29 protein-coding genes are annotated in these 26,007 nt (G+C 35.0%); 21 read left to right on the top strand and 8 right to left on the bottom strand.

The features are described from left to right. Window positions 1–5: 5 nt before the first annotated feature. From MJQ71_RS11475 to MJQ71_RS11440, 11 genes are all read left to right on the top strand, one after another. Window positions 6–518, top strand: coding sequence for a hypothetical protein (locus tag MJQ71_RS11475; protein ID WP_238806760.1), 513 nt, complete (start codon window positions 6–8; stop codon window positions 516–518). Continuing rightward, window positions 515–931, top strand: coding sequence for a fibronectin type III domain-containing protein (locus MJQ71_RS11470; protein ID WP_238806759.1), 417 nt, complete (start codon window positions 515–517; stop codon window positions 929–931). The genes MJQ71_RS11475 and MJQ71_RS11470 overlap by 4 nt, the downstream gene beginning before the upstream one ends. Before the next feature lie 800 nt (window positions 932–1,731). After that, complete coding sequence (locus MJQ71_RS11465) at window positions 1,732–1,875, top strand: hypothetical protein (protein WP_238806758.1); 144 nt, start codon at window positions 1,732–1,734, stop codon at window positions 1,873–1,875. Beyond that, window positions 1,872–2,096, top strand: a complete 225-nt coding sequence (locus MJQ71_RS20900) for an RteC domain-containing protein (protein WP_310587535.1) — start codon at window positions 1,872–1,874, stop codon at window positions 2,094–2,096. Before MJQ71_RS11465 ends, MJQ71_RS20900 begins: the two co-directional genes overlap by 4 nt. Before the next feature lie 24 nt (window positions 2,097–2,120). Beyond that, on the top strand, window positions 2,121–2,222 hold the full coding sequence (locus tag MJQ71_RS20970; RefSeq protein ID WP_374759616.1) for a DNA cytosine methyltransferase: 102 nt from the start codon (window positions 2,121–2,123) through the stop codon (window positions 2,220–2,222). A gap of 59 nt (window positions 2,223–2,281) precedes the next feature. Further along, window positions 2,282–2,398, top strand: a complete 117-nt coding sequence (locus tag MJQ71_RS20965) for a DNA cytosine methyltransferase (protein ID WP_374759622.1) — start codon at window positions 2,282–2,284, stop codon at window positions 2,396–2,398. Beyond that, window positions 2,358–2,516 (top strand): helix-turn-helix domain-containing protein, encoded by a 159-nt coding sequence (locus MJQ71_RS11460; protein WP_238806757.1) that lies wholly within the window; start codon window positions 2,358–2,360, stop codon window positions 2,514–2,516. The genes MJQ71_RS20965 and MJQ71_RS11460 overlap by 41 nt, the downstream gene beginning before the upstream one ends. Before the next feature lie 222 nt (window positions 2,517–2,738). Then, entirely contained in the window at window positions 2,739–3,764 is a 1,026-nt protein-coding gene (locus tag MJQ71_RS11455) for a PDDEXK nuclease domain-containing protein (RefSeq protein ID WP_238806756.1), read from the top strand. Between the two features lie 4 nt (window positions 3,765–3,768). Next, complete coding sequence (locus MJQ71_RS11450) at window positions 3,769–3,999, top strand: restriction endonuclease subunit S domain-containing protein (RefSeq protein ID WP_238806755.1); 231 nt, start codon at window positions 3,769–3,771, stop codon at window positions 3,997–3,999. A 31-nt stretch (window positions 4,000–4,030) separates the two neighbouring features. Continuing rightward, entirely contained in the window at window positions 4,031–4,351 is a 321-nt protein-coding gene (locus tag MJQ71_RS11445; protein WP_238806754.1) for a restriction endonuclease subunit S, read from the top strand. A gap of 123 nt (window positions 4,352–4,474) precedes the next feature. Continuing rightward, on the top strand, window positions 4,475–4,747 hold the full coding sequence (locus tag MJQ71_RS11440; RefSeq protein WP_238806753.1) for a hypothetical protein: 273 nt from the start codon (window positions 4,475–4,477) through the stop codon (window positions 4,745–4,747). Between the two features lie 290 nt (window positions 4,748–5,037). On the opposite strand, the gene MJQ71_RS11435 is transcribed toward MJQ71_RS11440, so the two are convergent. From MJQ71_RS11435 to MJQ71_RS11415, 5 genes are all read right to left on the bottom strand, one after another. Continuing rightward, the gene (locus tag MJQ71_RS11435) at window positions 5,038–7,440 is read right to left on the bottom strand and encodes a TonB-dependent receptor (RefSeq protein ID WP_238806752.1); all 2,403 of its coding nucleotides are present in this window, start codon (window positions 7,438–7,440) and stop codon (window positions 5,038–5,040) included. 226 nt (window positions 7,441–7,666) lie between these two features. Beyond that, entirely contained in the window at window positions 7,667–10,114 is a 2,448-nt protein-coding gene (locus MJQ71_RS11430; RefSeq protein ID WP_238806751.1) for a glutaminase family protein, read from the bottom strand. Between the two features lie 331 nt (window positions 10,115–10,445). Beyond that, window positions 10,446–10,865, bottom strand: a complete 420-nt coding sequence (locus MJQ71_RS11425) for an EthD family reductase (protein WP_238806750.1) — start codon at window positions 10,863–10,865, stop codon at window positions 10,446–10,448. Between the two features lie 68 nt (window positions 10,866–10,933). Next, window positions 10,934–12,517, bottom strand: coding sequence for a phage tail-like protein (locus tag MJQ71_RS11420; protein ID WP_238806749.1), 1,584 nt, complete (start codon window positions 12,515–12,517; stop codon window positions 10,934–10,936). A 167-nt stretch (window positions 12,518–12,684) separates the two neighbouring features. Further along, entirely contained in the window at window positions 12,685–14,427 is a 1,743-nt protein-coding gene (locus MJQ71_RS11415) for a family 43 glycosylhydrolase (protein ID WP_238806748.1), read from the bottom strand. Between the two features lie 244 nt (window positions 14,428–14,671). Here MJQ71_RS11415 and MJQ71_RS11410 point away from each other — a divergent pair, with 244 nt between their 5' ends. From MJQ71_RS11410 to MJQ71_RS11380, 7 genes are all read left to right on the top strand, one after another. Next, a complete protein-coding gene (locus tag MJQ71_RS11410; protein WP_238806747.1) occupies window positions 14,672–15,736 on the top strand; it encodes a helix-turn-helix domain-containing protein in 1,065 nt (354 codons plus the stop codon). After that, window positions 15,733–16,278, top strand: coding sequence for a PIN domain-containing protein (locus MJQ71_RS11405; RefSeq protein WP_238806746.1), 546 nt, complete (start codon window positions 15,733–15,735; stop codon window positions 16,276–16,278). Before MJQ71_RS11410 ends, MJQ71_RS11405 begins: the two co-directional genes overlap by 4 nt. Before the next feature lie 433 nt (window positions 16,279–16,711). Further along, the gene (locus tag MJQ71_RS11400) at window positions 16,712–17,269 is read left to right on the top strand and encodes a TIR domain-containing protein (RefSeq protein ID WP_238806745.1); all 558 of its coding nucleotides are present in this window, start codon (window positions 16,712–16,714) and stop codon (window positions 17,267–17,269) included. 4 nt (window positions 17,270–17,273) lie between these two features. Then, entirely contained in the window at window positions 17,274–17,783 is a 510-nt protein-coding gene (locus MJQ71_RS11395; RefSeq protein ID WP_238806744.1) for a TIR domain-containing protein, read from the top strand. Continuing rightward, on the top strand, window positions 17,780–18,997 hold the full coding sequence (locus MJQ71_RS11390) for a tetratricopeptide repeat-containing protein (protein WP_238806743.1): 1,218 nt from the start codon (window positions 17,780–17,782) through the stop codon (window positions 18,995–18,997). Before MJQ71_RS11395 ends, MJQ71_RS11390 begins: the two co-directional genes overlap by 4 nt. 3 nt (window positions 18,998–19,000) lie before the next feature. Next, window positions 19,001–19,405, top strand: a complete 405-nt coding sequence (locus MJQ71_RS11385) for a TIR domain-containing protein (RefSeq protein WP_238806742.1) — start codon at window positions 19,001–19,003, stop codon at window positions 19,403–19,405. 225 nt (window positions 19,406–19,630) lie between these two features. Then, a complete protein-coding gene (locus MJQ71_RS11380; protein ID WP_238806741.1) occupies window positions 19,631–21,109 on the top strand; it encodes a serine hydrolase domain-containing protein in 1,479 nt (492 codons plus the stop codon). A 61-nt stretch (window positions 21,110–21,170) separates the two neighbouring features. Here the strand turns inward: MJQ71_RS11380 and MJQ71_RS11375 are convergent, their stop codons facing one another. Beyond that, complete coding sequence (locus MJQ71_RS11375; RefSeq protein ID WP_238806740.1) at window positions 21,171–21,905, bottom strand: 3-keto-disaccharide hydrolase; 735 nt, start codon at window positions 21,903–21,905, stop codon at window positions 21,171–21,173. Window positions 21,906–22,122: 217 nt separating this feature from the next. On the opposite strand from MJQ71_RS11375, the gene MJQ71_RS11370 reads away from it, so the two are divergent. Then, window positions 22,123–22,911: a glycerophosphodiester phosphodiesterase family protein gene (locus MJQ71_RS11370; RefSeq protein WP_238806739.1), complete on the top strand. Its 789-nt coding sequence runs from the start codon at window positions 22,123–22,125 to the stop codon at window positions 22,909–22,911. A 2-nt stretch (window positions 22,912–22,913) separates the two neighbouring features. On the opposite strand, the gene MJQ71_RS11365 is transcribed toward MJQ71_RS11370, so the two are convergent. Beyond that, window positions 22,914–23,552 carry a DUF4230 domain-containing protein gene (locus MJQ71_RS11365; protein WP_238806738.1) on the bottom strand — a complete coding sequence of 213 codons (639 nt, stop codon included), beginning with the start codon at window positions 23,550–23,552 and terminating at the stop codon, window positions 22,914–22,916. A gap of 100 nt (window positions 23,553–23,652) precedes the next feature. Here MJQ71_RS11365 and miaA point away from each other — a divergent pair, with 100 nt between their 5' ends. Both miaA and MJQ71_RS11355 read left to right on the top strand, forming a co-directional pair. Further along, complete coding sequence (gene miaA / locus MJQ71_RS11360) at window positions 23,653–24,591, top strand: tRNA (adenosine(37)-N6)-dimethylallyltransferase MiaA (protein ID WP_238806737.1); 939 nt, start codon at window positions 23,653–23,655, stop codon at window positions 24,589–24,591. Further along, window positions 24,588–25,367: a hypothetical protein gene (locus tag MJQ71_RS11355; RefSeq protein WP_238806736.1), complete on the top strand. Its 780-nt coding sequence runs from the start codon at window positions 24,588–24,590 to the stop codon at window positions 25,365–25,367. The genes miaA and MJQ71_RS11355 overlap by 4 nt, the downstream gene beginning before the upstream one ends. Before the next feature lie 7 nt (window positions 25,368–25,374). Here MJQ71_RS11355 and MJQ71_RS11350 read toward each other — a convergent pair whose 3' ends face one another. Continuing rightward, window positions 25,375–25,983 (bottom strand): DJ-1/PfpI family protein, encoded by a 609-nt coding sequence (locus MJQ71_RS11350; RefSeq protein WP_238806735.1) that lies wholly within the window; start codon window positions 25,981–25,983, stop codon window positions 25,375–25,377. Window positions 25,984–26,007 lie beyond the last annotated feature (24 nt).

The following is a 26,007-nucleotide window of genomic DNA, read 5'->3' as shown; positions in this document are numbered from 1 at the left end:
AAACAATGAGCATTTTAGCTGAAGAATATAACACTTTACAAGACAGGCAGGAAGCAATAAAACAAGATATGCTTGGTGTAGCTGCTGCAATAGAAAAGTTAGACAATAGTTTAGGCAAAAAGATTGCTTCAGAAATTACATCTAAAGCATTCAATCAAGCTGGTGTACCTATCAAAATACCTACTCAATTAGGTTATTTTTCATTTGGTTTATTGGGCTTAATCCCAACAACTATTGAGGGGAATAAGATGAGAAAATATAAAGCTCGCTTACAAGAACTTGAGACCGAATACAATACCAATGCAATGAGGTTGCAAGAAATAAATGATTTAGTAAAATCCGAAGAATCAATGAGTAAAAACAAGAACATACTTGGGAGTAGTAATACTAATTCAAAAAGTAATACATCGCCAGTTCTTTGGGCGGTTTTGGCGATATTTTCGCTTGGCCTTTTCGCTTTCGTTAGAAAAAGAAGTGTATCATCAAATAAAAATCAACTAAAACAAAAATTAACATGACAGCCACGACAATCACAGAACTTACGAGTTCGTCATTTCGCATTACCTGGTCGCTTAATGAAGACCCAAACGTTACAGTCCGAACCTTATATCTTTATGAAGGGCAAACGACTAATCAAGTTTATAGAATACCTAATGTTTCGACAAGCGGCTCTCAGATGTTTACTGATTTAAAGCCAGATGTTGAATACATATCCCAAATAGTAACCGAATACGAAAATTCTCAAACGGCGAGTGTAGATACAAGTTTTACAAGAACATTGCCCTTACAAGAATCAGTAACAGAACCAAAAATAACATCAAGCCGCTCTCAAACCTCAGATAACAGAGTATTATGGATAATAAGTGGATTCGTTTTATTTATGGGTTTATTGATTGCTATTTTGAGCCGAGAAAAAGAGGAACTAGCGTAAAAAAAACGGCCAAAAAAGAATTAGAAAACAAATGTTTTTTATATCATTAACTTAACCAACAAAGATTTTTCTATGCAGGAACTTTGTTGGTTTTCTTTTTGCCAAAAACACACTAAAGATTTTTTTTTGCTACCAAACTTAGCTCCTTATTTGTCGAATTATGGCAGAAAGCGTAAAATATATTCTTCGCTAACGTTTTGGCGAGTTCGGCGAACTTCTTAGCGGAGAACTGTTAAACAAAACCTTTCTTTTTTTTACTTTTCCTTTTTAATGATTAAAGCAATTTGTTACCGTTTTTGATACCAAACTATAATTTTTCATTTAACTACTTGATAATCAATGCCTTTTATAGTCCCGACGAGACCACAAATAACTCAAGGTTCGATACCGTACAACAATCAGTTGATTATGCTTTAATAGTCCCGCCATTAGCTGCAAAAGCTGGACTAATCTTATTTGCTATATTCTAAGTCAATTTGTGTTTGATAATGGCTTAGATTTTCTTCATTTTTTAGCTATTCTGATAATTTCGATGGCCTTGGTATTTATGCTATTTTCAAATTGGGGTATTGTGCATCACTATAAATGAATAGATATTACATTTTCATTTCCACTTTATTATTGAGTAAACATATTACTGAATAAGTATTTTATAAACAGTAATAGTAAATTTATGTGATTAAGTAATAATTGAATTCGACAAAAGTTGATCATGATGCACTAATAATGGGAATTCAACAATTTAATGCCTATTATTGGTGTTAATCTACAACAATCTACAATAACAACTTCCAATAAAAATGAATATTCTTTTCCAAACATTAGAAACCAAACTAAACGCTATTGATGATATTAATGCCAATTCCAATGTGCTAACTGAAATCTGTCAAGCATATTTTGAAAACTTAAACAACTTAATGATGAAAATCCTTTCAAAACAATAGAAGAGGAAATTTATTTCTTCAAGTTTATCAAGCCCAAATTCCAATCTAAACTGATTTTTTATCTAAAATGGAATGATATACAGATTCGTAAAGTTGCTTATGAAAATAATAAAATCGTAAAATATTATCAGAAAGAATGTCGAAAATTAAAGCATTTTCTCAAAGAAAATATTAATTTCCAATATAAAAATAACAACGATTTAACTACTATTAACCATTAGATGTGAGATTTAAAATTTATTGATTTGTTTGCAGGGTTAGGTGGCTTCCATATTGCCTTAGAAAACTTAGGTCATACTTGTGTATTTGCAAGTGAAATTAATGAAGATTTACGATTTGCTTTATAAAACTAATCATGGAATTGATTGTGCAGGAGATAAAAATGCGATTGAAGTAGCCAAAATACCTGCACAACGATGTTATTTGTGCTAGATTTCCTTGTCAGCCATTCTCAAAAGCGGGAAAACAAAACGGATATAATGATGTCAATACTAGAAATTATTACCCAAAATCCAAGAATTAAAATACCAGAGATAGCAACAGTTTTAGAAGGAACGGTTGAACGTACAATTAATAAACTAAAGCGAATAGGGCCAGATAAAGGTGTATATTGGCAAATGATAACAAAACAGAAAGATTAATTCATAAGCAAATATGTCATTAGACCAAAAGAAACAATTAGAACAACAACTTTGGAATATCGTCAACACCCTAGGATATACCTCGCTATGTAGATACTTTTGAGGCAGAATACAGCATAAATTGCCCAAAAACTAAAATGTTTGGATACCAGTATGGCAGCCACCGACCAAACAATTGTCAATTTTTGTAAAGAATTGAGCATTGAAACACCGTTTTAAATTATGGAATTAACGCTATATAATTCTTTACTCAATGATATAAAAATTAGAGTAAAGAACGCCCAAATCAAGGCTACATTATCGGCTAATGCCGAAATGATTTTGATGTATTGGGACATAGGTAAAATGATTCAACTACGACAACAAGAAAAAGGTTGGTCAGCAGGGGTAATTCCTAAATTAGTGATTGACCTCAAAAATGAATTACCCGAAACAAAAGGCTTTTCACAAAGAAATTTGAGCTATATGTTACGTTTTGCCAAAGAGTATTCAATTTTGCAACAGCCTGTTGCAAAATTGAAAAATAGCCAATTATTATGCTCTATTCCGTGGGGTCATAATATTGTGTTAATGGAAAAAATTAAAGATATAGAAAAAAGACTTTGGTACATTGAGCATATCATTAGTGGTGGTTGGAGTAGAGATGTTTTGAGTAGTATGATAAAATCGAAATTACTGGAAAGACTACAACTAAACGTCAGTAGTATTGACTCATACTTACCGAATCCACAATCTGAATTAGCAAAAGAAACCCTAAAAGACCCTTATATCTTTGATTTTTTGACGCTTGCAGAGCCTTTTGCCGAACGTGAATTAGAAATAGAATTAATGAAACAAATTGAAAAATTCTTACTCGAATTCGGTACTGGATTTGCTTTTGTGGGTAGGCAATATCATTTGAATGTGGGCGAGCAAGATTTTTATATTGACCTTTTGTTCTATCACATAAAAACGAGGTGTTTTATAGTGATTGACCTAAAAAAAGGCAATTTCAAACCCGAATACGCTGGTAAATTGAATTTCTACTGCTCGGTTGTTGATGATATACTAAAACACCCAACAGACCAACCCACAATTGGACTGATGCTTTGCGAAAACAATAATAAGATAATTGCTGAATATGCCTTACGAGATACAAATAAACCCATTGGCGTTTCTGAATATGAATTAGCGAAGGCATTACCCGAAAATCTAAAATCATCATTGCCAAGCATTGAAGAGATTGAAAATGAATTATCAAAAGACTAAAACCATGACAACACAAACACCAAAATTACGCTTTTCAGCGTTTTCGGATAAATGGGAAGTGAAAAAGTTAGGGGAAGTCATAAAGATTAATCAAGGCTTACAAATTGCCATTTCAGAAAGATATACAGAACAAATTGAGGGAACGTATTTCTATATAACAAATGAGTTTTTAAAAGAAGGTTCTGCAAAAAAATACTTTATTAAAAACCCTACAAGTTCTATGTACGAAAGATGATATTTTAATGACCAGAACAGGGAATACTGGAATGGTTGTTACAAATGTAGAAGGTGCATTTCATAACAACTTTTTTAAAATAGCATACCCTAATTATATCATATTTTATTTTTTAAATTTAATACAAACCCAAACACAAATATTAAAATTAGCTGGTACTTCAACAATATCAGATTTGAATCATAGTGATTTTTACAGAATAAAAATACAATTACCCCAACTCCCCGAACAAACAAAAATAGCCAATTTCTTAACAGCCATTGATGAGAAAATACAAGCCTTAAAACAAAAGAAAACTCTTTTGGAGCAATACAAAAAGGACTCATGCAACAGATTTTTTCACAGGAGCTAAGATTTAAAAATGATGATGGTACTGATTTTGATGATTGGGACGAGAAAAGTTTAGGTTATAAAAACTGTAGGGCTGTATCCTCAGTCGGTTAGAATCTTGTTCGATGTGCAATCGCTTAGTCGAGTGCAGAATATAGAAGTGGAGCTTGGTGTTGGCAAAATCAAAGCGTTGGATAATTATGCTGGATATTTTTCAAATTCAAAAAAAAAGTGTGATACTATCTCACAAACATATTTTTATCCAGACGTTTACCGATTAAAATTATTGGTTAATAAAAAGGTAATCAAAACCATCAATCACATAGTTTATTGTAAACCAAATCAATGGACTTCGTGGGGTTTTGGTGTGGCCCACGAAAAGGATTGGATAACCCCAATTAACACAATTAAAAATTAAATATAAAGATGGAACACTACATTTCGACCCTAAAGATATTGAAGTATTTATCAATGATAAACTAGCGTTTAAGAATAATTTTCTGACAAACACCATTTGTGCTGAACTTGCAGATGTTCGCTTAACGTCCAAAGGTGCAGGGTCAGTAGATTGGGTGAAAGTCTCTAATTCGGCCACAGGAAAAGTTGTTTATCAAACTGATTTTGATGAATGAAAACAACATTTTCCTATAAATTAATATGGCTGTTTTTTTATTTAATTATAGTTTACTTTTTAATTCGATATAGTTTTTAAAATTCCTTTGAGAATTTATTTTCTAACAGTTTTTCCTTAAAAGCTGACCTAAAAGTATAAGCAAACGTAAGCATGACAGCTCTCGTATCAGCTTTTTGGGTACGATTACTTACAAAATCGGAAGTAAAGTTTTTAGCTCCACTTTTTAATGTATTGAAAATATCAACTACTACTAAACCTAATCGAGCATTGCCTTTTCCAAGTTTTTGTTGAAAGCCTAAATCTATATTGTATAAAGCTATTAATTTACCTTGTGGCGTGGTTGCTGCCGAATTATAATTGCCAATTATCTGTAATTTCCCACCTTTACTAATCACAAAATTGTTAATGATTTTTCCGTACCAGTTAAAAGCATTTTGCACTGCATCAGATGAAATATTGCTCCCATTTAGTTTTTGCTGAAACAGTGTGATACTCGCATTTAAGTCATAAAAATTATTTGGTTTAGCGGTAAAAATATTTTCTAAGCCAAAGCTATTTGCCGAGCCAATGTTTATTGGCAAATTAAGTACTGTGCCGTTGGTTTGCTGTTGAAAATAGTTTCGGATGGTATTTTTTGAATACCTATAAAAGACATTCGATGAAAGTGTAGTATTTTCCCATTCTTTGTTGTACCCAACTTCAAGAGCTTGAATAATTTCGGGTTTTAAATTTGGATTTCCACTGTGTGGATTTAGGGCATCGGTTATGTCCACAAAAGGGTTTAACTGTCCTAATCTTGGGCGATTGATTCTTTTTCCGTAACTAATTTTCCAAAATTCATCAGGGCTTGTAAAATAGCTAAAATTGGCAGTCGGAAAAAGTTTTAAATAGTCATTCGTAAAATGTGTACTGTTGTTTTGTGTTTCACCACTGTTATTTACTTTTTCTGCTCGGATGCCCAATTCATATTTCCATTTTGGGTTGTTTTTTTCTCCTAAATAAGCATGATAAAGAGCATAAAGTGCATGAACATTTTCATTAAAATTGAAAATATTGCTTGAAGCTGAATTTATTACGTAATCGTTTCCAACTTTATTTGAAGATTCATAATCGGTTTTGATTGAACGAAAAATACCTTTATATCCTGTTTCTAAAATTCCTTTTTTTGTTATTGGGAAAACGTAATCAAGCATAGCATTTGAAATGTTTCCATTCTCATAATTATGTGTTTTTTGGAAAAAAGTTTCGCCAACATTGCTTAAATTTTCATTCAAGTTTTGGGTTGAAATATCTGTATTTTCTCTGCCATTTTCGATGGAAGTATTGATATTTGCCGACAATGATTTTTGTGGATTAATAAATTTGCGTGTATAATTTAGTGCAAATTCTGCTACTTTTGCACGTCTATACTCTGCTGAATATCGGTCATTTCCAGAATTAAAACTATTATTTTGGGTATAAATTAAACTTTTTAGGTCTTCTAGGTTATCTTGTCCTTCAATATTTCCAATGGCTTCAATCGAGAAATTGTTTTTGCTGTTAGCCGCAAAATCTAAGTTAAATTTTAGGTTTTGTAGCCGTTCAACTCTCTCATCATTTCTATCCTGATTGATTTGATACGTATTTGGTAAATTGTAGTTAGTTCGATTACCAGTAATATGTTTGGTTCGTCCTGCAAAACGGTTATCGTAACCCAATCCAATATTCCATTTTCCAACTTTATGATTAAGCAAAACAGAACTATTAACTCTACTTCGAGAACCCAAACCAGCACCCAATGCAATAGCTCCATTAGTACCATTTTGCGTATTTTTTTTGAGCCGAATATTAATAATACCACTTTCGGCGTTAGCGTCATATTTTGCAGAAGCACTATTGATTATTTCGATACTTTCAATGCTACTTGCTGGAATTTGGTCAGCATTTGTAAGGTTTGAGTTTCGTCCATTGACTAAAATCAAAGGTGTTTTTCCACGTAATGTAATAGCTCCGTCAGCATCCACGGCTACGGTTGGTGTACTTTTAAGAAGGTCGGTTGCGGTTCCTCCAAGCTGCGTGATGTTGGCCGCAGCGTTTACAATAAAGCCTTCGCTGGTTTTTTCAATTAGTTTTTTTTGAGAAGTAACAACTACTTCACTAAGTAATTTGGCATCGCTTTTTAACTTCAAATTATTTAGAATTATGGTATTGTTTTCCTCATTTAATACAATTTTTTGTGTGAAATACTGGTACCCAATTAAGCTAATTTGGAGCGTATAACTGCCAAAATTAATTTTATCAAAAGAAAAATTGCCCAATGAATCAGTACTTGTAAAGTATAAAATTTTTGTGGAATCTGGCAGTTTTGCCAAAGTAACATTAGCAAATTCTATTGCTTGCTGATTATCTGTTACATTGCCAATTATTTTGCCTGTACTTTGTGCAAAAGAAATGATACTAAAAGTGATTAAATATAAAAGTATAATGGTTTTTTTCATTGTTTGTTAGTTAATTCAAAACGAAGGTATCGTTCAAATTTTAGATACTTTATTAAATTATCATTAATTTCTATTTAGTTTTCGATAAATAAGATTTTCTAGTCGCAAAGTTCTTACCTAAAGTAGAAGAAATCTTGAATATTATTTTCAACTTAAGGCTAGAAAATATAAAAGCCCATAACAACCAGTACATTTGGCATTATGGGCTTTGTTGGCAATACAAAAATTATTTTTCTTTAAATTTATCTTCCAAAACTTTCATAAAATAGCCTCCAACTACACTTCTTGCTTGAAAACCGACCATTTTTCCCGATTTTGTATCGTGCCAATCGCTGATAGGCACTCGGCTTGAAGTATTTTGTGAATAATAATAAATCGGCTTCAATAAAGCATCAAAATCTGCTTTGTTATCGGTCAAAACAGATGTCCAAACTATCCAATCAGATTTGGTGTAAGATGCACGGCTATCGAGCGGCAAGCCGAATTGGTTTTGTTTTGAGAGATAATATTTCACTTCCTTGTCAAATACACTTTTGGGGAAATAATTCAGTTTCAAAACCTTATCCCAAACCAAATTATATTTCTGACTCCACGTGTCTTTTTTATCAAACGTCAAGGCAAAGTGGTCGCCAGCCGAAGCCATTTCTTGCCACTTGGTTACGTATTCTCTGGTGAGTTTTTCGTATTTATTATAAAGTTCGGTTGCGTTTAGTTGCTTTGCCAATTGAGTGAAAGTTTCCAAAGCAACAATGGCTTTTATCGAAAGATTAGTGTTGCGAGCCAAATGACCTGCAAAATCATCGGTACAAAGTTGCGTAGCTGGGTCGAAACCTTCTTTGCTCAAATAATCTGCCCAAATCTTGATGGTTTCCCAGTGTTTTTTAGCGTAATCGGTTTTACCTTCAGCTTTACAAATCGCCGCTGCCAAAATTATCATATTGCCACATTCTTCTACGGGCATGTCTTCGCCATAGGTTTGTCCATTGGCCAACGGATATGTTCCCAAATCATGAGCGGCAAAAGGCTTTTTCCATTTGTCACTTTCGCTAAAATAAAAAATACCATTGAGCATTCCTTTAAGTAAATCGGGGTTATAAGCCAAAAACAACGGAGCAGATGGATAAGTCACATCAACAGTGTTGATTGAACCATTACTGAAATTTTCTTTCGATAAAAACAAAATCTCTCCTTCGGGACTTTTGACCAATTTATGAGCCGAAATTGCTTGACGATAAGCTAATTCACAAAGAGCTGCGTAATCTGCTCCGCCTGATTTTAGTGCGTCGTTGTATATCATTTCGTTGGTTTGTTGACACTTTTCAATGATACTCGGATATTCTTTTGAGGCTTTTGCCAAAAGCGTTTCAATAGTAGTCGCTTTGTCTTCTTTCCACCACGGCAACAAATTTTTACCGAAATATTGAATCGAATAAAGGTCATCATAGCCCAACATTATTACTTGTTCTTTTGCTTGACTACCAATACTCCCCATATTTGCGACCGTGTGTAATGATAATTTTTTACCAGTTTTTGCCGCATTTTTTCCTACTTGAAAAGGTTTTGTATTATCAGATACAAATTGGCTGATGTTTTTATCATTCGCAACAGCTATGTACATATAGCCCCAGTCGATGCGTAAATCATCACCTTTTTTCTTCAAAATTGCTTGTTCGGTTGTGCCAGCTTTCAAAATACTGAGGTTTTTAGAAACATATTTATTGGCAGAAACTTCCTGCGAATTGACATTACAAGCAATATCGGTCGAGGCAGCAAAACTCAATTCTACCGCATGATTTTTGCCATCATTGGCTTTTACTTTGGTAGAAATGTATGAAACTGGACGAGCTAAAATATCTAAATCTGTTATCAATAAAGGTGAAGTAAACGTTACGTTGATGTCGATTTTTCTGCCACAAGAAAACTCATAAATAGTCTGTGTAGCATTGATTTTTACGCTTTTTTGCTCAGCCAAAACGATGTTTTGAGTTTTGGCAGGAATAGACTTTTGTACAATTCCAACATCGACCAATGCACCACCACCTGTATTGATTACGTGAATTGCAAAGACATTTTTGCCTTTTTTTAACTTCGATTTCATCTCGGCCGACATCGGCAACATCAAGTATTTTCCTGCACAGCAGCGAGCGGTATAGATGAGTTCGCCATTGAGATATACCCAAACATCATCATCGTGTTGTAATTTCAATAGAGGTTCGTTGAAATCAACTTTGTCAAGCGTAAAAGTTCGACGAAACCAAATATCTCGTGAAGTCCAACGTGTTTTTGAGACACCATCAATATTACCGACGGGAGCAATGGCCGTTTTCCAATGGCTATCATCGAAAGTAGGTTTTATCCAATCATCAGTAGGAGCGGTTTCGGTGTATTTTGCTTGATAATTTACATCATCGCCTGCTGGCAGTATATCGTTGAAACTTGGACCTTCAGCACCTAAAAACTGATAAATAGTGCCATCAACTTTCAGAAAACCAGTTAATGCTTGTTCATTGCCCGTCCAATGTTTGGTTGGCGAAGCATTCAGTTGGTCGGTGTTCGACCAAATACTAAAATAAGGGTCATGCGTAACAAGTGGATAAGCAGGGGCTTTTGTGCTTTGCGAAAAAGCATTTAGGCAAAAAATGGTCAATAAAAAGATTGAAACGTAAGATTTCATGAATTGAAAATATTGTAGGTTGAATAAATAGACGGCTCTGATTTTTGTTCAAAATAGAACCCATCTATAAAATTAAGCGTGACGAGCGTCATATCAACTAAGAAAAACTTGTGGGTCGGGGAAATGATAGCTAAATGAGTTTATTTTTCACAACTCAAACAAATATAAAAATAAGCTAACCAACTAATTATAAGTATTTTATACCACTATAAGAAGCAAAAATACAAAAAACTGCAAACGTTTGCCTTAAAATAAGATTTCCGTTCCTTCAGAGTCTATTCCTATTCTTTGGAAAGCTCTGACGAAACGGAAACTATAAAGTTTTTTAAGCTTATTTAACAACCTCACTCACTAAAATAGTAGGAGTTATGTTGGTATAATTGGCAAAATCTTTTCTGATAGCATCTCGGTTGGGTGCGATGGCAGCCTGATAATCGCTTAGGCTTTTTACATAGAAAGTACCAATCGCCATAAACGGCAAAGGTGTATTAGGAATACCACTGGCAAGACCTTTTTCGATGGTATATTTTACTAAATTCTCGCCCAAATAACCAGCTACCATCGGCATGTGTTTTGTTTCATAATACGCCATATCAAATGTCTTACCCTCGGCATAAGGATACATGACAGATACCTTGATTAATCCTTTTTCTACAATGGTGGTTTTAGTATTTTGAGATGTTTTTTCTTGACTAAATGCTGTAAAAAATGTGCTTAATAACAAGAGTGAAAGAATAAGTTTAGATTTCATAATTCAGTGTTATAAGTGGTTTAAAAATCAAATTGATAAAAACATTCTGTTTGCAAATCTTATGGCATCTACTCTTTATAAGTAATGAAAATCTTAGCTGTTTTATTACAAATATGAGTGCCAGATGCACAACTTGATGCTTGGTTTTTAATTGTTATCGTACTGGCGTTGTAATAATAATTATATTTGAGTTGAAGGTTATCATCGTAAGCAGGCGGAATGTATAGACCATCGGTAAATACAGTAACATTTACAGCTATGATTTTAGTAGCATCTAAGTTGTGTGCCACACCTGCCGAATAGCCTGAATTACTGGGGCTTGTTGTTTCTGTCAATTCTACGGTTTTAATAGCAGGAGCATTTAAACCCAATTTAGTAAAGCCATTGACATGTAGTTTTGCTGTGGGTGCACCTGTACCAATGCCTACATTACCACTTTGAGTGATGAGGGCATTACCTGACGTTGAAGAAAATACACCACCCGCACCTGTTGTAGAAACACCATTTACGCCAGTACCCGATGAAGAAATCCCCCATACACCAGTACCACCTCTCGCTTCTGAAATAAGCATATCAGAAGTATTCAATGAATTTGTTGTATAAATCCAAAGTCCTCGGCCAGCACCTTCATTTACAAATTGTGCTACCTCCGAATTTGATGCCGTGGACGCCGTTAAAGGAATACTATTGGTTGCTTCGACAACAACTGCTCTGCCGCCTGTTGACCTAACATTCAATGCTCCATAACCATTACTATTACTTTCCACATAAAGAGCACTTGCCGAGTTTGAAGCATTATTGATTGAAAAATACCCAGCTCGCCCGTTTCCTGTATTGATAGCTGAAAATGTTGGAGAGCTATTGGCAACACTAAAACTTAAAGGAGCTGCAATAGACGGCGATGAAATGGTTTGCCACGTTGCTAAACCATTAGCGTCAGAAACCAAAACTTTGTTTGCTCCTTGTGAGCCATTTGCAATTTTTATCGACCCCTGAATATCTAATTTTGCTGTGGGAGCAGCTACTCCGATACCTACATTGCCATTTGCAGTAATTAGTGCATAACCTGATGTTGAGCTAAAATAGCCTCCAATACCAGCATTTGAGTTCCCATTTACACCATACCCCGAATCAGAATAACCCAGCACTCCTGTTCCAGTTGCAAAAAAAGTATTTGTTACACCTGCCACCCCAACATCAGAAACCGTCTCTCCATAAACTCCGTATGCTGCTCCTAAGCCTGATGTTTTGATTCCTCTACCATATACACCGATGCCTTTTCCTATAAGATTTGATACCGCCCCATTAAACTCTCCTCTGATGGAAGTAGCCATAGTTGATACAGTTGGAGAAGTGTTTGTGATACTAAATAAATCGCCAGAATTTAAAGTTTGTGATTGAGAATAAGGCAATGCAAAACTAACATTTGTCCAAGTTGAGCCATTATAATACCAATTAGAGGCAGTAGCAATATTATAAACCATCATCCCTTGTGTGGGTGTTGTGATAGCGGCTGTAATAGCCGAAAGGTCTGCATAACGAGGTAATTTAGTAAATTTAGGGTCAAGCTCAGAAGCTTGTTGGGCAAATATAATTTCTGAAGTCAGTAAAATAAAAGAAGATACTATCGAGGTTTGAATAAACTTTTTCATGATTACAAATGAATTTTAGATTTATACAAGTATCAGTAATGTAAATTTACATTTTATTGATTGATATTTATATTCCCTTCATTTTTTTTCATTCAATATGGATATTTACCTAATCTTAATTCCCTCACAATCCTCCAAAGTAAATATAAAGACCTATCTAAACCTTCTTACTTCACCTCCAACACTTTCGTTTTCTCCGAAACACCATTTTCGTTGATGGCCTCGATGGTGTAATAATACGTACTTAGTTTGTCCATGCCTCTAAACCAGTATTCGTTGGCATTATGCACCATGATGCAGTTATAGAGTTTGTCAGGGGCTGTTCCGTAATAAATATTATAGGCATACGCTTTATTTTCTGGTCGCCAGCGAATCCATGCACTGCGTTTATCTTTTTCGGTTCTTAGCACCATAAAATCTTTTACGGCATCGGGTTTTAAGCCATTGCCATTGCCAAAAACTCGCAGACCACTGATAGCAAATTTACCCGTTGGCATAGCCACATTTTCAAGTTTGATGTAGCGAGTCTGAATCGGCTGTGAAAGCTCTACATATTCGTGCGGCACATCAGTTTGATTATTTGATTTATCGACCAAAATTGTCCATTTCTTACCGTCAAGGCTCGACCAAAGTTTGTATTGATGCTTGATATTCACTTGTTTTCCCAAAAACGAAGAATCGGCGTCTTGGTCGGCATAATTTATCTGAATCGCATTGACGGTTGACAAATTTCCCAAATCAGTTTTAATCCACTCGCCCGCTTTGCCTGTTTCGGCCGACCAGTAGGTTTTCATGCTTTCGTCAACGGCATTATTGGGCAAATATCCTCCCAGCGTTGAAGAAACCTCAACAGGTTTATTGTAATTGAGCAACATCCAACCCGTAAAAGTCTTTTTGATGTCCAGTCCTGCTGATGGAATATAATGCGGATAATCGCCAAAAACCGTATTACACCACATTACATCGTCCTTGTCGAAACCCGCAGGCCAAATACCGATGCGTCGTTCAAAATTATTTTTGCTCGAAAGTTGAATCGTGGAAACGTGCCACCAGTTTTTTTGATTATCCTGAAAAGATGCTCCATGACCTGCTCCACGAGCAAAACCGCCAAGTTTCATACTTAGCGGGTCGGGCTGAGCTTCCCAAGGCCCCAATGGCGTTTTTCCTACCAAAACACCATCGGCGTAGCCACTCATTTCGGTGCCTGGAGCTCCGTATTGTAGGTAATATTTCCCGTTGTTTTTGTTGACGGTTGCACCTTCTATGAAACCATCGAGAAAAGAATCGTCCATGTACTCGCCAAAGCGTTGCCAGCCATATCGCCACGATTCCAGTAAGTACATTTCTTTGCGAGTACCTTTGGGTTTCATAGTTTTACGGTCTAACTCAATGCCATAAAGCGGATAACGGTTGCTGCTTCCGTTGTACATATAAAATTTGCCATCATCATCCGTAAAAAAAGCGGGATCCCAGCCACCAATCTCGAAATTATCTACCAAAGCAGTCCATTCGTTAGCTTTTGGGTTGGTACTCATCCAGATAGTAAATTCACTGGTATAAGTCGAGCCAAAAACTATCATCGTATCGCCGACAATGCCTACGGCTGGGGCACAAAGTTCGTCATAGACTTTGTTGTGTGGACGAAGAAACTTACGAGCATGGAAAGTCCAGTTGAGCATATCGGGACTATGCCAATACCCCCACTGATTGGTGCTAAACATATAATATTCACCCTTGTAATTGACCACAACAGGGTCGGCCGTAGCTCGGTGACGCCCCCATTCGCTAAAATTGGGAATGGGCGTATAGCCATAATCAACATTGATGGGGTTGCAATAGGTTTTTTGTTGAGCCTGCAAAGCCGAAACCAAAGCAAGCATTGCATAAGCTAAAAGAAAGTATTTTTTCATTGGTAGGTTAAATAGATTTTGAGGGCAATTTATCAAAATCTATTTGAAAACTTTTATTTCTTGATGCTATTTAAGCATAGTATTGGGGGAGGTTTGGCAAAATTCATATTAAATATATTATGGCAACACCTTCTAATTCCATTATTTCTTTCACTCTCTTGTCATTCACTAAATAATTAACCAATAATTCACTTGACAAAATAAAATATTTTTACTTAATTTGTCAAGTAAACAAAAATTATAAATGAACTCATCCGTAAACATAGATTTATCTGAAAGACTCTTTACTGCTCGGCGAATGTCGGGTTTATCATTACAGGAGCTTTCTGATAAAATACAAAATCGTGTAAGCAGACAAGCAATACATCAATTTGAACAAGGAAAATCAAAACCAGAAGCCGATACACTTTTAGATTTAGCTAATGCACTCAATGTGCGTTTAGATTTTTTTTATAGAAATTCAGCTATTACGTTCGAAAAGTTAGAATATCGTAAGAAAGTAAAACTATCGAAATCGGAAGAAATAGCAATTCAGGAAACTGCCAAAGATAGATTAGACAGATATTTTGAACTGGAAGAGTTAACCAACGCTCACTTATCATTTACGAATCCGATTGAAGGTTTTATCGTAAAGAACTTAGAAGATATTGAAATAGCCGCTGAACGAGTAAGAGCAACTTGGAATTTAGGTTTAAAACCGATTCCGAGCGTGATAGAAGTGTTAGAAGAAAAAGGAATCAAAGTTTTAGAAGTTGACGCAACTGATGGTTTTCAAGGTTTTAGTGCCGAAGCCAATGCAGCATTGGTAGTTGTGATAAATGCCAATGATGATGCGTTCAGAAAGCGTTTTACTGCCATACACGAATTGGCTCATATCCTACTTAAGTTTGAAGAAGGATTAGATGTAGAAAAATATTGTCATGCTTTTTCGGGGGCTTTTTTATTTCCGAAACCTAGTGTAATTGAGGTTTTTTCTTCCAAAAGGAAGAAAGTTTCATTTGCGGAGTTAATCCAACAAAAATGCTATTATGGTATTTCGATTCAGGCAATCTTGATGAGGTTACGCAACCTCGACATCATTGCTGATTCAACTTACAAAGGTTTCATTATTTGGATGAATAAAGCAGGCTACCGAACCAACGAGCCAGGCAAGTATGCAGGTGTTGAGAAAGCTATGCGTTTTTCACAATTAATCTATCGAGCCGCTGTTGAAGAGGTGATTTCGTTGAGTAAAGCGGCTTCTTTGAATAATCAAACATTAACCAATTTTCGAAGAACTTTAGCAGGACTCAACACCGATAAAATATGATTTCAGACACACAACACGTGTCTGAAACCAAGGCACTTTTGAAAATTGCTGTAAATGACGCCAATTTGTTTATTGACCTTTGTGAAGTAGAATTGATAGAAACTTTCTTTCAGTTACCCTTAGAATTTCACACTACTCAATTGATTTTGAACGAATTAGAGGCCGAACAAAAAAAGAAACTCACCAACTTTATAGAAGCTAATCATCTAAAAGTAAGATACTTAACGAGAGACGAAATTGATGGTTTAGATAAAATATCTGTCAATTCACGTAAACTATCAAGAGAAGATTTATCGGTTTATTTCTATGCAAAAGAGTTGAAGGATTGCATGATTTTGACAGGCGATAACCGACTTAGAAAAGAAGCACAAAGACAAGGATTTGAAGTACACGGAATCTTATGGGTATTTGAACAATTGCTTGAAAACCAACTAATAGAAGCCCAAAGTGCCATAGAACTACTAAGAAACTTAATGAATATCAACCTTTGGCTACCAATGGGCGAATGTGAGAAGTTGATTGAGAAGTGGACAACGAGTTAAAAATTGGCAGATAATACTGGTAACAAGTCATTCTTTTCTGCCAATATGGCACTAAAAACAAGTAAAATAATATTTGGTATTTTTATTGAACAACAAAATTCTTAATTCAGAATTGCTTAAAATTTAAAATAATATCCTATTTGAAATAGAAACTGAATATTTAACATATAAATTCAATAAGCCGAATAAAAAAAGAAAATGCTCTCGCCGTCGCCAAACTTTGCAGAGCATTTTCAAGAGTATTAAGCGGTTTTGTACTTGAAGCGGGAGTTATTCACCCGTTCGTGTAAGATTTTGTGTTTTAGAAACACTTTGCAAAAGTAGCTAACTATTTGTAAAACTGCAAATAAGCCTTTTCTGCTCTGTATCTGAATCAAATTTCCTGCCAGTACAAGCTAATCAAGTTTATTTTTAAATTTTAAATATAACAATTATGGAAATTATTTCAAGTGCTTTTTTAGACAGAATCAAAGTGACATTTTCAGACGTACAAAGTTTTTCGCAAAAAAGAAGTTTAATAACCGAAGCAAGACAACAAGGTATAGTTACAGCATTTTTATCACATAGTCATTTAGATAAAGATAGAATTAAACCAATTATTAAAATATTAAACACAGTTGGTATAGATATTTATGTTGATTGGCTTGATAATGAAATGCCTTCGAATACAAATGGAAAGACTGCCGAAGTCATAAAATCTAAAATTAAATCAAATAGAAAGTTTATCCTTCTTGCTTCAAATACTGCAATAAAATCAAGTTGGGTTAATTGGGAATTAGGCATAGGTGATGGGGCAAAGTATATTGACAACATGATGATTTTACCTTTTAAAGAAGATTATCAAACTTGGACAAATAATGAATATTTTGAAATTTATCCGCACCTCGAATCCGAAAACAAGTACGATTACGAATCAGGTCAAAATTTTACGTATTATGTCATATACCCAGACAAAAGAAAATATAAATTACAAGATTGGTTAAAAAAATAGAAATATGTGGTTTTTAATACCTTTAGCAATTGGCGGAGGCCTAATATTACAGAGTTTAGTAAAGAAGAGTGGTAAAGAAAAATTAAATGAAGATAGCATATTAGATAACGGTGAAATAAAAATAGAATACCGTAGAGTATATATATGTCATTCATATTATGATTCTACTTCTTACAATAAGCTTGCAAAGAAATTAAAAATGGCAGAAGATTTTCGAATCTTTAATCATTCAATTCCAGAGAAGAAGAAAAAACACAATAAGAATGATGAAGAACTTAGAGCTATTTTTAGAAAACAAATGGGAGGTTGTTCTCACGTTTTTGTTCTGGCTTCCTCTGATATTCCGAGAAAATCCTATGTTAAAATAGAATTAGAAATTGCTAAAGAATTAGGTAAAGAGATTATTGCTGTGGTTGGAAAAGACCAGTATAACATTCCTCCCTTTATCAAAAAACTGGCAGATATAGAAGTCACAAACGATACAAGAAACTTAAAAAAACAATTAAAAAAATGAATAAACCAGTATGCTTTGTAATTATGGGATTTGGAAAAAAAACAGATTATTCTATTCCTAAAACATATGATTTAGATAAAACTTATAAAAACATTATACAACCCGCAGTCATAGCTGCTGGTTTTCAATGTATCCGAGCAGATGAAATTCAAGAAGCAGGTACGATAGATAGAAGTATGTACGCTCTTTTAGTAAAAGCAGATTTAGTGATTGCCGATATAACAACTTATAACCCCAATGCTATATACGAGTTAGGGATACGTCATGGAGTTAGGCCATATTCCACAATAATTATAAAAGAAGAGGAAGGTAAAAGAGAGTTTGACTTTAGTCATGAAAGAATTTTCTCTTACAAACATTTAGGTGAGGATATCGGAGTTGATGAAGCAAAAGAATGTCTGAATAGACTTACAAAACTAATAACTACTGTCAAAAATAATCCTAAGAGTGATAGTCCACTTTATGAACTAATAAAGTCAGCACAACCTGCAAGTTACGATGATGAAGAGTATCGTGAAATTATCGGTGAATTAGTCAATAAGGAGAAAAGCTTATTTGCAATGGTTGAAAAAGCAAAGTCAGAAATGAAAAAAAATAATTTTCTTCAAGCAAGTATTCTTTGGGGGAAAGCAAATAAAATAGCAATTGATGAAAGTTATTATATTCAACAGCAAGCTTTATGTCGTTATAAATCTAAAGAACCAAGTGAGTCAATAGCATTAACAGAATCCTGGAGTATAATAAAAACTTTAAATCCTGATGAATCTGTTGACCCTGAAACCTTGGGTATTTCTGGAGCAATATTCAAAAGATTATTTCTTTTGAATAATGAGTTGGAATGTCTTGAAAAAGCTATTGAATACTATAGTCGAGGTTTTAGTATTTTTTCTAATTACTATACAGGTGAAAACTACGCTAATTGTTTGAATTTAAAAGCTAAAAGAGCTACCGAATTAGATGAAAAAACAGGACTTGAGTATATGGAGAAAGAAGTACGAAAAAAAATTATTAAAGATTTAGAAAAACTTCCCCAAGAAGAATTAGATGGAAAACTGGACAGAAAGTGGATTTATGCAACCCTATCCAACTGTCACTTATACCTAAAACATGACGAACAGGCGAGTCTTTATGAAAATTTATTTTTGTCAGAAACACCATTAGATTGGGAGATACAAACATTTAATGATACAAAACAACAATTTTTAAACAAATAGAATATGGCAAACAATTACAATGTGTTTATAAGTCACTCATGGAGTTATGTTGAAGACTTGAAAAAACTTAGAACAGCATTAAATGAAAGAGGTTATTTTAATGTTGAATTTATGGAACATTCCCCAAATGAGCCAATTAATTCCGAAAACTCAACTTATGTTAAACAAAGACTAAAAAGGGCTATTTTAAATTCAAATATCGTTTTAGGAATAGCCGGAATGTATGCTTCTCATAGCGAATGGATTGAATGGGAGTTAGAAACAGCAAAATTGAATGCAATACCAATCGTTGGGGTAATTCCAAAAGGACAAATAAGGGTATCGCAAGTTGTGTCTTCTCGTTCTATCGTAGATGTTGATTTTATCACAGAAAGAATAGTTGAGGCTATTAGGAAATATGCCAAATGAAATGAGAAAGAAGCGGCTTTGAAAAAGGCCGCTTTTATTTTTATTAATCGCTCTGCGAAGTCTCCGACTTCGTAGCAGTGTTTAGCTGTTCCTCTGAACAACACTATTTCTACAAGTCGTTCTCAGAACGACATTCACACCTACGAAGTCGGAGACTTCGCAGAACGTTTTACCGCAAAGCGTTTTTTTATATCTTTGTAAAAACCAACCCTTCATCAAACAAACATGAAAAAACTAATCCTTTTATTATTTCTTAGCCTAAATCTTTTTGCTCAAAGCACCGAAGATAAAATCAAGGCCTTGATTCCCGAACTTGATGCTAAGTTTCAAGATTTTAAGGTCAAAAGTCATTTGTCGAGTGTGGCGTATGCCTTGGTGCTTGATGGCAAAATTATTTATCAGAGCAATAGTGGCATTGTCAATTACAAAACCAACAAAACCGCTGATAATCAATCGGTTTATCGCATTGCTTCGATGTCGAAAAGCTTTGCTTCGGTGGCAATTTTGCAGCTACGTGATGCAGGAAAAATCAAACTCGACGACCCAGTTTGGAAATACATTCCCGAACTAAAAGGACAAAAATATTCACCCGATTCGCCCGAAATTACGGTGCGTCATTTGCTTTCGCACGCAGCGGGTTTCCCCGAAGATAATCCGTGGGGCGACCGCCAATTGGGTATTTCGGAAGAAACGATGCTAAAGATGTTTAAGAAAGGTATTTCGTTTTCCAACGAGCCAGGCGTTGCCTACGAATACAGCAATATGGGCTTTGCGATGTTGGGGCAAATCATCAAAACTGTGTCGGGACAAAGATACCAAAGCTATATCATCAACAAAATTTGGAAGCCACTCGGCATGAATAATACCTATTGGGACTATACGAAAGTGCCAGATAATCAACTTGTTAGGGGCTACCGGTGGTTGCGTGAACAATACATCGAGCAACCCATCGAACCCGACGGTGCGTACGGAATCATGGGCGGCGTGCTGACTTCCATCGAAGATTTTGCCAAATACATGGCTCTGCACCAAGCGGCTTATCAAGTTGGTTCGCCAAATTCGAGCATTTTGAAAAAGAGTTCGCTCAAAGAAATGCACTTTCCATGGAATTTCAATAGCCTAAATAACCGTGGCTACACAGGTACGGGCGAGCCTTGTACGAATGTTTCATTTTATGGCTATGGCTTACGAATTGATAGAAATTGTAATCAAATAACGAGTGTTGGACATTCAGGCGGACTTCCAGGTTTCGGCTCTGACTGGAAAATCTTGCCAAATTATGGAGTCGGAATCGTAACTTTTACGAACGGAACTTATGGCGGTGCTGCTTTGATGAATAATCAGATTTTGCCATTTATTATCGAAAAAGCAGGTCTTACACCTATTGCGTTTCCTGTTTCGCCAATTTTGAAACAACGCCAAAATGAATTGGTAAAACTTTTACCAACGTGGGAAAATGCCGAAAAAACAGGCATTTTTGCCGAAAACTTCTTCTTAGATTATTTTCCCGACCTTTTGAAAGCCGAGGCTGAAGGGATTTTTGAGAAAGTAGAAAAAATCATAAAAGTACACGAAATCGTAGCCGAAAATGCACTGAGAGGTAAGTTTTTGATGGAAGGAGAAAAAGGAAATATCGAAGTAAGTTTCACAATGTCGCCCGAAAATCCGCCTTTGATTCAGGCTTATAGTATTCGGTTGAAGTAAGAATAAAAAAAAGAAGCTTTCCAAGATTTTTTGTGGGAAGCCTCTTTTTGCGTTCAATTTTTTACAATTCTTTTATCTTAATATTCCGAAAAGCCACACCTTTCGACCATTCTTGAAGAGCGATGTGTCCAGCAGTATTTTTGCCGAATAACGGGAAATACTTAAAATTGCTATTGCTTACCATATTTTTCCAAGTATCAGCAGACAAATCTTGCTCAGCAGTTAAGATTCCATTCAAATAAAACTGAATTTTTCCATTTATTTGCTTAATGTTTGATTCGTTCCATTGACCGAAAGGTTTTGGACTTACGAGATTTTTTTGACGGGCAAAACCGTACAAACAAGCCGCCCATTTAGTGGAGTCTTTCAGGTAATCTGCCCCGATATTTTCATGTTCGAGTAGCTGATATTCAGGACCAGATGCCCATGCAGTTGGAATAGTATCTTGCTCAATTACGTTGATAAAAACGCCACTGTTGCCCGCTTTTGAGAGTTTCCAGTCAAATTTTAAATCGAAGTTTTTGTAAACTTTATCAGAAACCAAATCGCCATGTTCGATGCCAATTGTATCTGGATTACAAAGCAATTCTTCACTTTTCACTGTCCATGCCGAAGGTGTTTTTGCTTTATTGTACAAATGCCAACCATTGGTAGTTTTTCCATCAAAAAGTAATATCCAACCTTCTTTTTCTTCTTGTTCGCTTAGCTCATTATTGCCTATTTTCTTGTTTGAACACGACCAAAAAAGGATTGAAAATAGGCACAGTGTAAGTGCGTTGATATATGCTTTTTTCATAAAAATATCTTTTATTTGCTAAAAATTATTACTTGTTTATTCAGGTTATGGCAGGAGAAATTGCTTGATTTAGTATCAATGATTTACTTTATCAAAAATAGTAAAAATAGTCGGCTATGATAATATTTACATTCAAAATCATTTCGAGTACGATTAATTTGATTTATTTTATTTAGTTTTGACTGTTCGATTTTTCTTGAAAACTCTTCAAAATATAATGAAAAAAGCATTCATTCTCATTACAGTAATTGCTCTTGCTTCTTGTGCAGTTTCCAAGAGAAACGCCGTTAATTTTGCTCAAAATCCAGTCGTTGCCCATCGAGGAGCTTGGAAGGCTAATAATTTGCCCGAAAACTCAATTGCATCTTTGAAAGAAGCCATCCGAATTGGCTGTACGGGTTCCGAATTTGACGTAAGAATGACTTCGGATGATTCGTTGATTATTAACCATGACCCGCATTATAATAAACTCGAAATTGAGAAAACGACCTATGTCGAACTGACGCAAACGAAGCTTTCAAATGGCGAAAAACTACCAACTTTGAGAGAATATATTTTGGCAGGATTGACCGATAATCAAACCACTAGATTAGTTTGTGAAATTAAACCCTCGGCTACCAAAACAAGAGGGCAATTGATTGCAGATAAAGTTTTGAAACTTGTAAAAGACCTCAATGCTGAAGCAATAACTGTGTATATTAGCTTTGATTATGATATTTTGAAAAGAATTGAAGAAATTAAGCCTGATGCCAGCACACAACATCTGAATGGAGATAAATCGCCTGATGAAATCACGGCTGATAAAATTGATGGCATTGATTATCATTTTTCTGTATTCAAAAAACATCCTGAATGGATTGATTCTGCGAAGAAAAACAAGCTTATTTTGAATGCTTGGACGGTCAATGATGAGGCAGAAATGAAAGGTTTGCTAGGAAATAAATTTGATTTTATTACCACCAATGAACCAGAATTGTTATTCAAACTTTTAAAGGATTTGAAATAAAATTATTCGGTCAATTCTTGAAAATCTGTAAACTCCGAAAGCTCTTTTGCTTTTGGCGTTGGCAGATTTTTTAATTCTATTTCCCAATTCATTGAAGCCGCCAATTGGTTCATCATTAATCCCACTTGTCGATTAGCCACTTTCGGCAAATCGCTTGTGAGTGCTTTGTCTTGCATCACTTTTTTGGCTTCATTTAAAATATTTGTATAATCTTCGTGGTCAAACTTATTGAGCCAGCCATGGTCAATGTCATAAAATTTGTAGTCAGTATCAATTGATAAAATTTCTGCAGCTGGAAATGCCTCAATAATTAGTTTTCTGCTTGATTCTTCTCGACGAACTTTCATTTTGCCAAAATCAAAGCCAACCGACACCTTTGCTCTCGAAATTACCAAAGCTTTTTTATTGATTTTGAATAAACCCATCAACTCTTTTTTGCTGCTGTGGTCGTAGATTTCAGTAAAATAACCTTCTGCAACAACAACTTTGAATACTTTTTCGATTCGCTCCAACAAAAGTGTTGATTCTTGGCGAAGTTGGTCTTTATTATCACGCAGTTTTTTGCCGTACATCCAATTGAAAATCTGCCAAGCGGCAATTCCACCGAGGGCAACGGACACCAGAAAAAGCAAAATTTCCATGTTTTTTAACAATGAATTAGTGAATACGCAAATGTGTGAATAAATTTAGGACTAATTTACTAAAACTAGCTTAGTTTTAGTATTTCATTTAGCTATTAAAATGCCGATTTTAGAAAATTTGACTGCAAATACCTCAAAAAGTAACCTTATCATAATTGTTGGTCCAACAGCGGTTGGAAAAACTGAACTATGCGTAAAATTAGCCCAAACATTTAATACCGAAATTATTTCTTCAGATTCTCGGCAGTTTTATCGAGAATTAAGCATCGGAACGGCGAAGCCAACAATTGGTGAAATGGCTGGAATTGTGCATCATTTCGTTGATTCGCACAGCATAAATGAATATTATAGTGCAGGGGATTTTGAACGAGACGCCATCAAATTATTAGAAAACGATATTTTTAAAAGAAATAATATTGCAATTATGACAGGCGGCTCGGGCCTTTTCATCAAAGCAATTACTGATGGATTAGACGAAATGCCCGAAGCTCCATTAGCTCTGCGTGAAGAATTGATGCAACGACTAAATAATGGCGAACTTAACGCCATGGTTGACGAATTACAGGAACTTGACCCTGATTATTGTCAAACCGCCGACTTACAAAATTCGCAACGAGTAGTTCGAGCGTTGGAAGTTTGTTTGAGTTCGGGCAGACCATTTTCTTCATTTCATAAAAAAACAAATATTGAACGGAGCTTCAACATTATTAAAATTGGCATCGAACGCCCACGTGAGGAATTGTACGAACGAATCAATCATCGAATGGATTTGATGCTCAAAAATGGTTTGCTCGAAGAGGTCAAAAGTTTAATGAGTTTTAGGCATCATAATGCTTTACAGACGGTCGGTTATAAAGAAGTTTTTGAGTACCTTGATGGGAATTATGATTTTCAAACAATGGTTGAATTATTGAAACGAAATTCACGTCGTTATGCCAAACGTCAAATGACTTGGTTTAAAAATCAAGATGCGTTTGAATGGTTTTATGGGCCAGACTTTGAAGGGATAAAAACATATATTTTATCAAAAATTCGATGAAAATAAGCATTTATATACTTTTTTTCTTAACATTTCTGCAAAATGCCATCGGACAGACATTTGAAGAAATGCGATATTTGACGGATGATAACACGATTTTTACACAATATAGACAGTTTTTTTATAAATATTATTTCTTGAAAGAAAAGGATACTTTACTCGTAAAACTATATACCAAACCCGAAACTATTGCACCTTATGAACTAAGTTGGAAACTTGAACCCAAATCAAAGTTAACTTTTGAGCAAGATTATACCGCCATTCATCAACTGGCTTTGACGGTGAAAGTGGGCGATTATTTCGGGCAAGCGTCATTGCTACAATATGATTATTTGAATAAAGAACGAAGAAGTGTTCGGCATGAACAAACGGGTTTGGTAGAAGTTTGTGACGATATTTGGATAAATCCTCCCAAAGAAGCTCAGTTTTTGATAACCGAACTCAATCCTTTTCCCGAAATTCGTGAGCCATTAATAAAGGATAATTCGTGGCAACGTACAACCATCACAAGTAATATTGGTGGTAGCGAAAAATGGAAATTATGGCAAGGGAATGTAGAAGTAACGGCCACTTATCGCATCAGAAATATTCAAACAATTAAGACTAATGTTGGCTATTTAAAATGTTTTGTAATTGATGCCAATGCTCAAAGTTTGCTTGGCGAAACTCGTTTAGTGGCTTATTTTAATAAAGAATATGGCTTCGTAAAACTCAATTATACAAATATTGATGGAAGTTATTTAGTCATGGATATTTATTCAGTAAAACAATATTGAAATTGGCTCATTTCCAATAATCATACTGAATATAAGTAGCCGTTTCAATGGCTGCCTCTTCACCATGTAGTTTTGAAACAACGTAAAGCGACATATCTATTCCTGCCGAAACACCAGCCGAAAGGATAATTCTGCCGTTATCAACCCAACGTTTTTCTGGAAATAATTCAGTATTTGGAGCTACTTGACGCATTTGTTCAACGGCCTTGAAATGTGTAGTTGCAGAAAGATTTTCGAGCAATCCTGTTTTTGCTAAAATTAATGACCCCGTACAAACAGAAAGCAATAACTCCACTTTTTTATTCATTTCTCTTACCCAATTGAGTAGTTTTTCGTTATTCATTTCTCGACGTGTACCGAAAGGCGTTCCATCAGATTTAAAACCGCCACCGCCTGGAATCAATAAAATATCTGGAATGGGACAATTTTCAAAAGTATAAGTAGGTCTTATAATCAAATTATTGCGAGCAGCAATCGTAGATTTTTCGGCAACCGTAAATACCTCAAAATAGCCGTTTCCTGCATTTTGTTTTCCTGCAACGCCAAAAATTTCAAAAGGCCCAGTAAAGTCTAAAACTTCAACATCGTCAAAAATAAAAATCGCTACGGTACGCATAAAAGATGGCGGTTTGAGAATTCG

Source organism: Emticicia aquatica (assembly GCF_923079645.1).
GTDB lineage: Bacteria > Bacteroidota > Bacteroidia > Cytophagales > Spirosomataceae > Emticicia > Emticicia aquatica.
The sequence above is the reverse complement of the archived record's forward strand: the minus strand, read 5'-3'. Positions and strand labels throughout refer to the sequence as shown.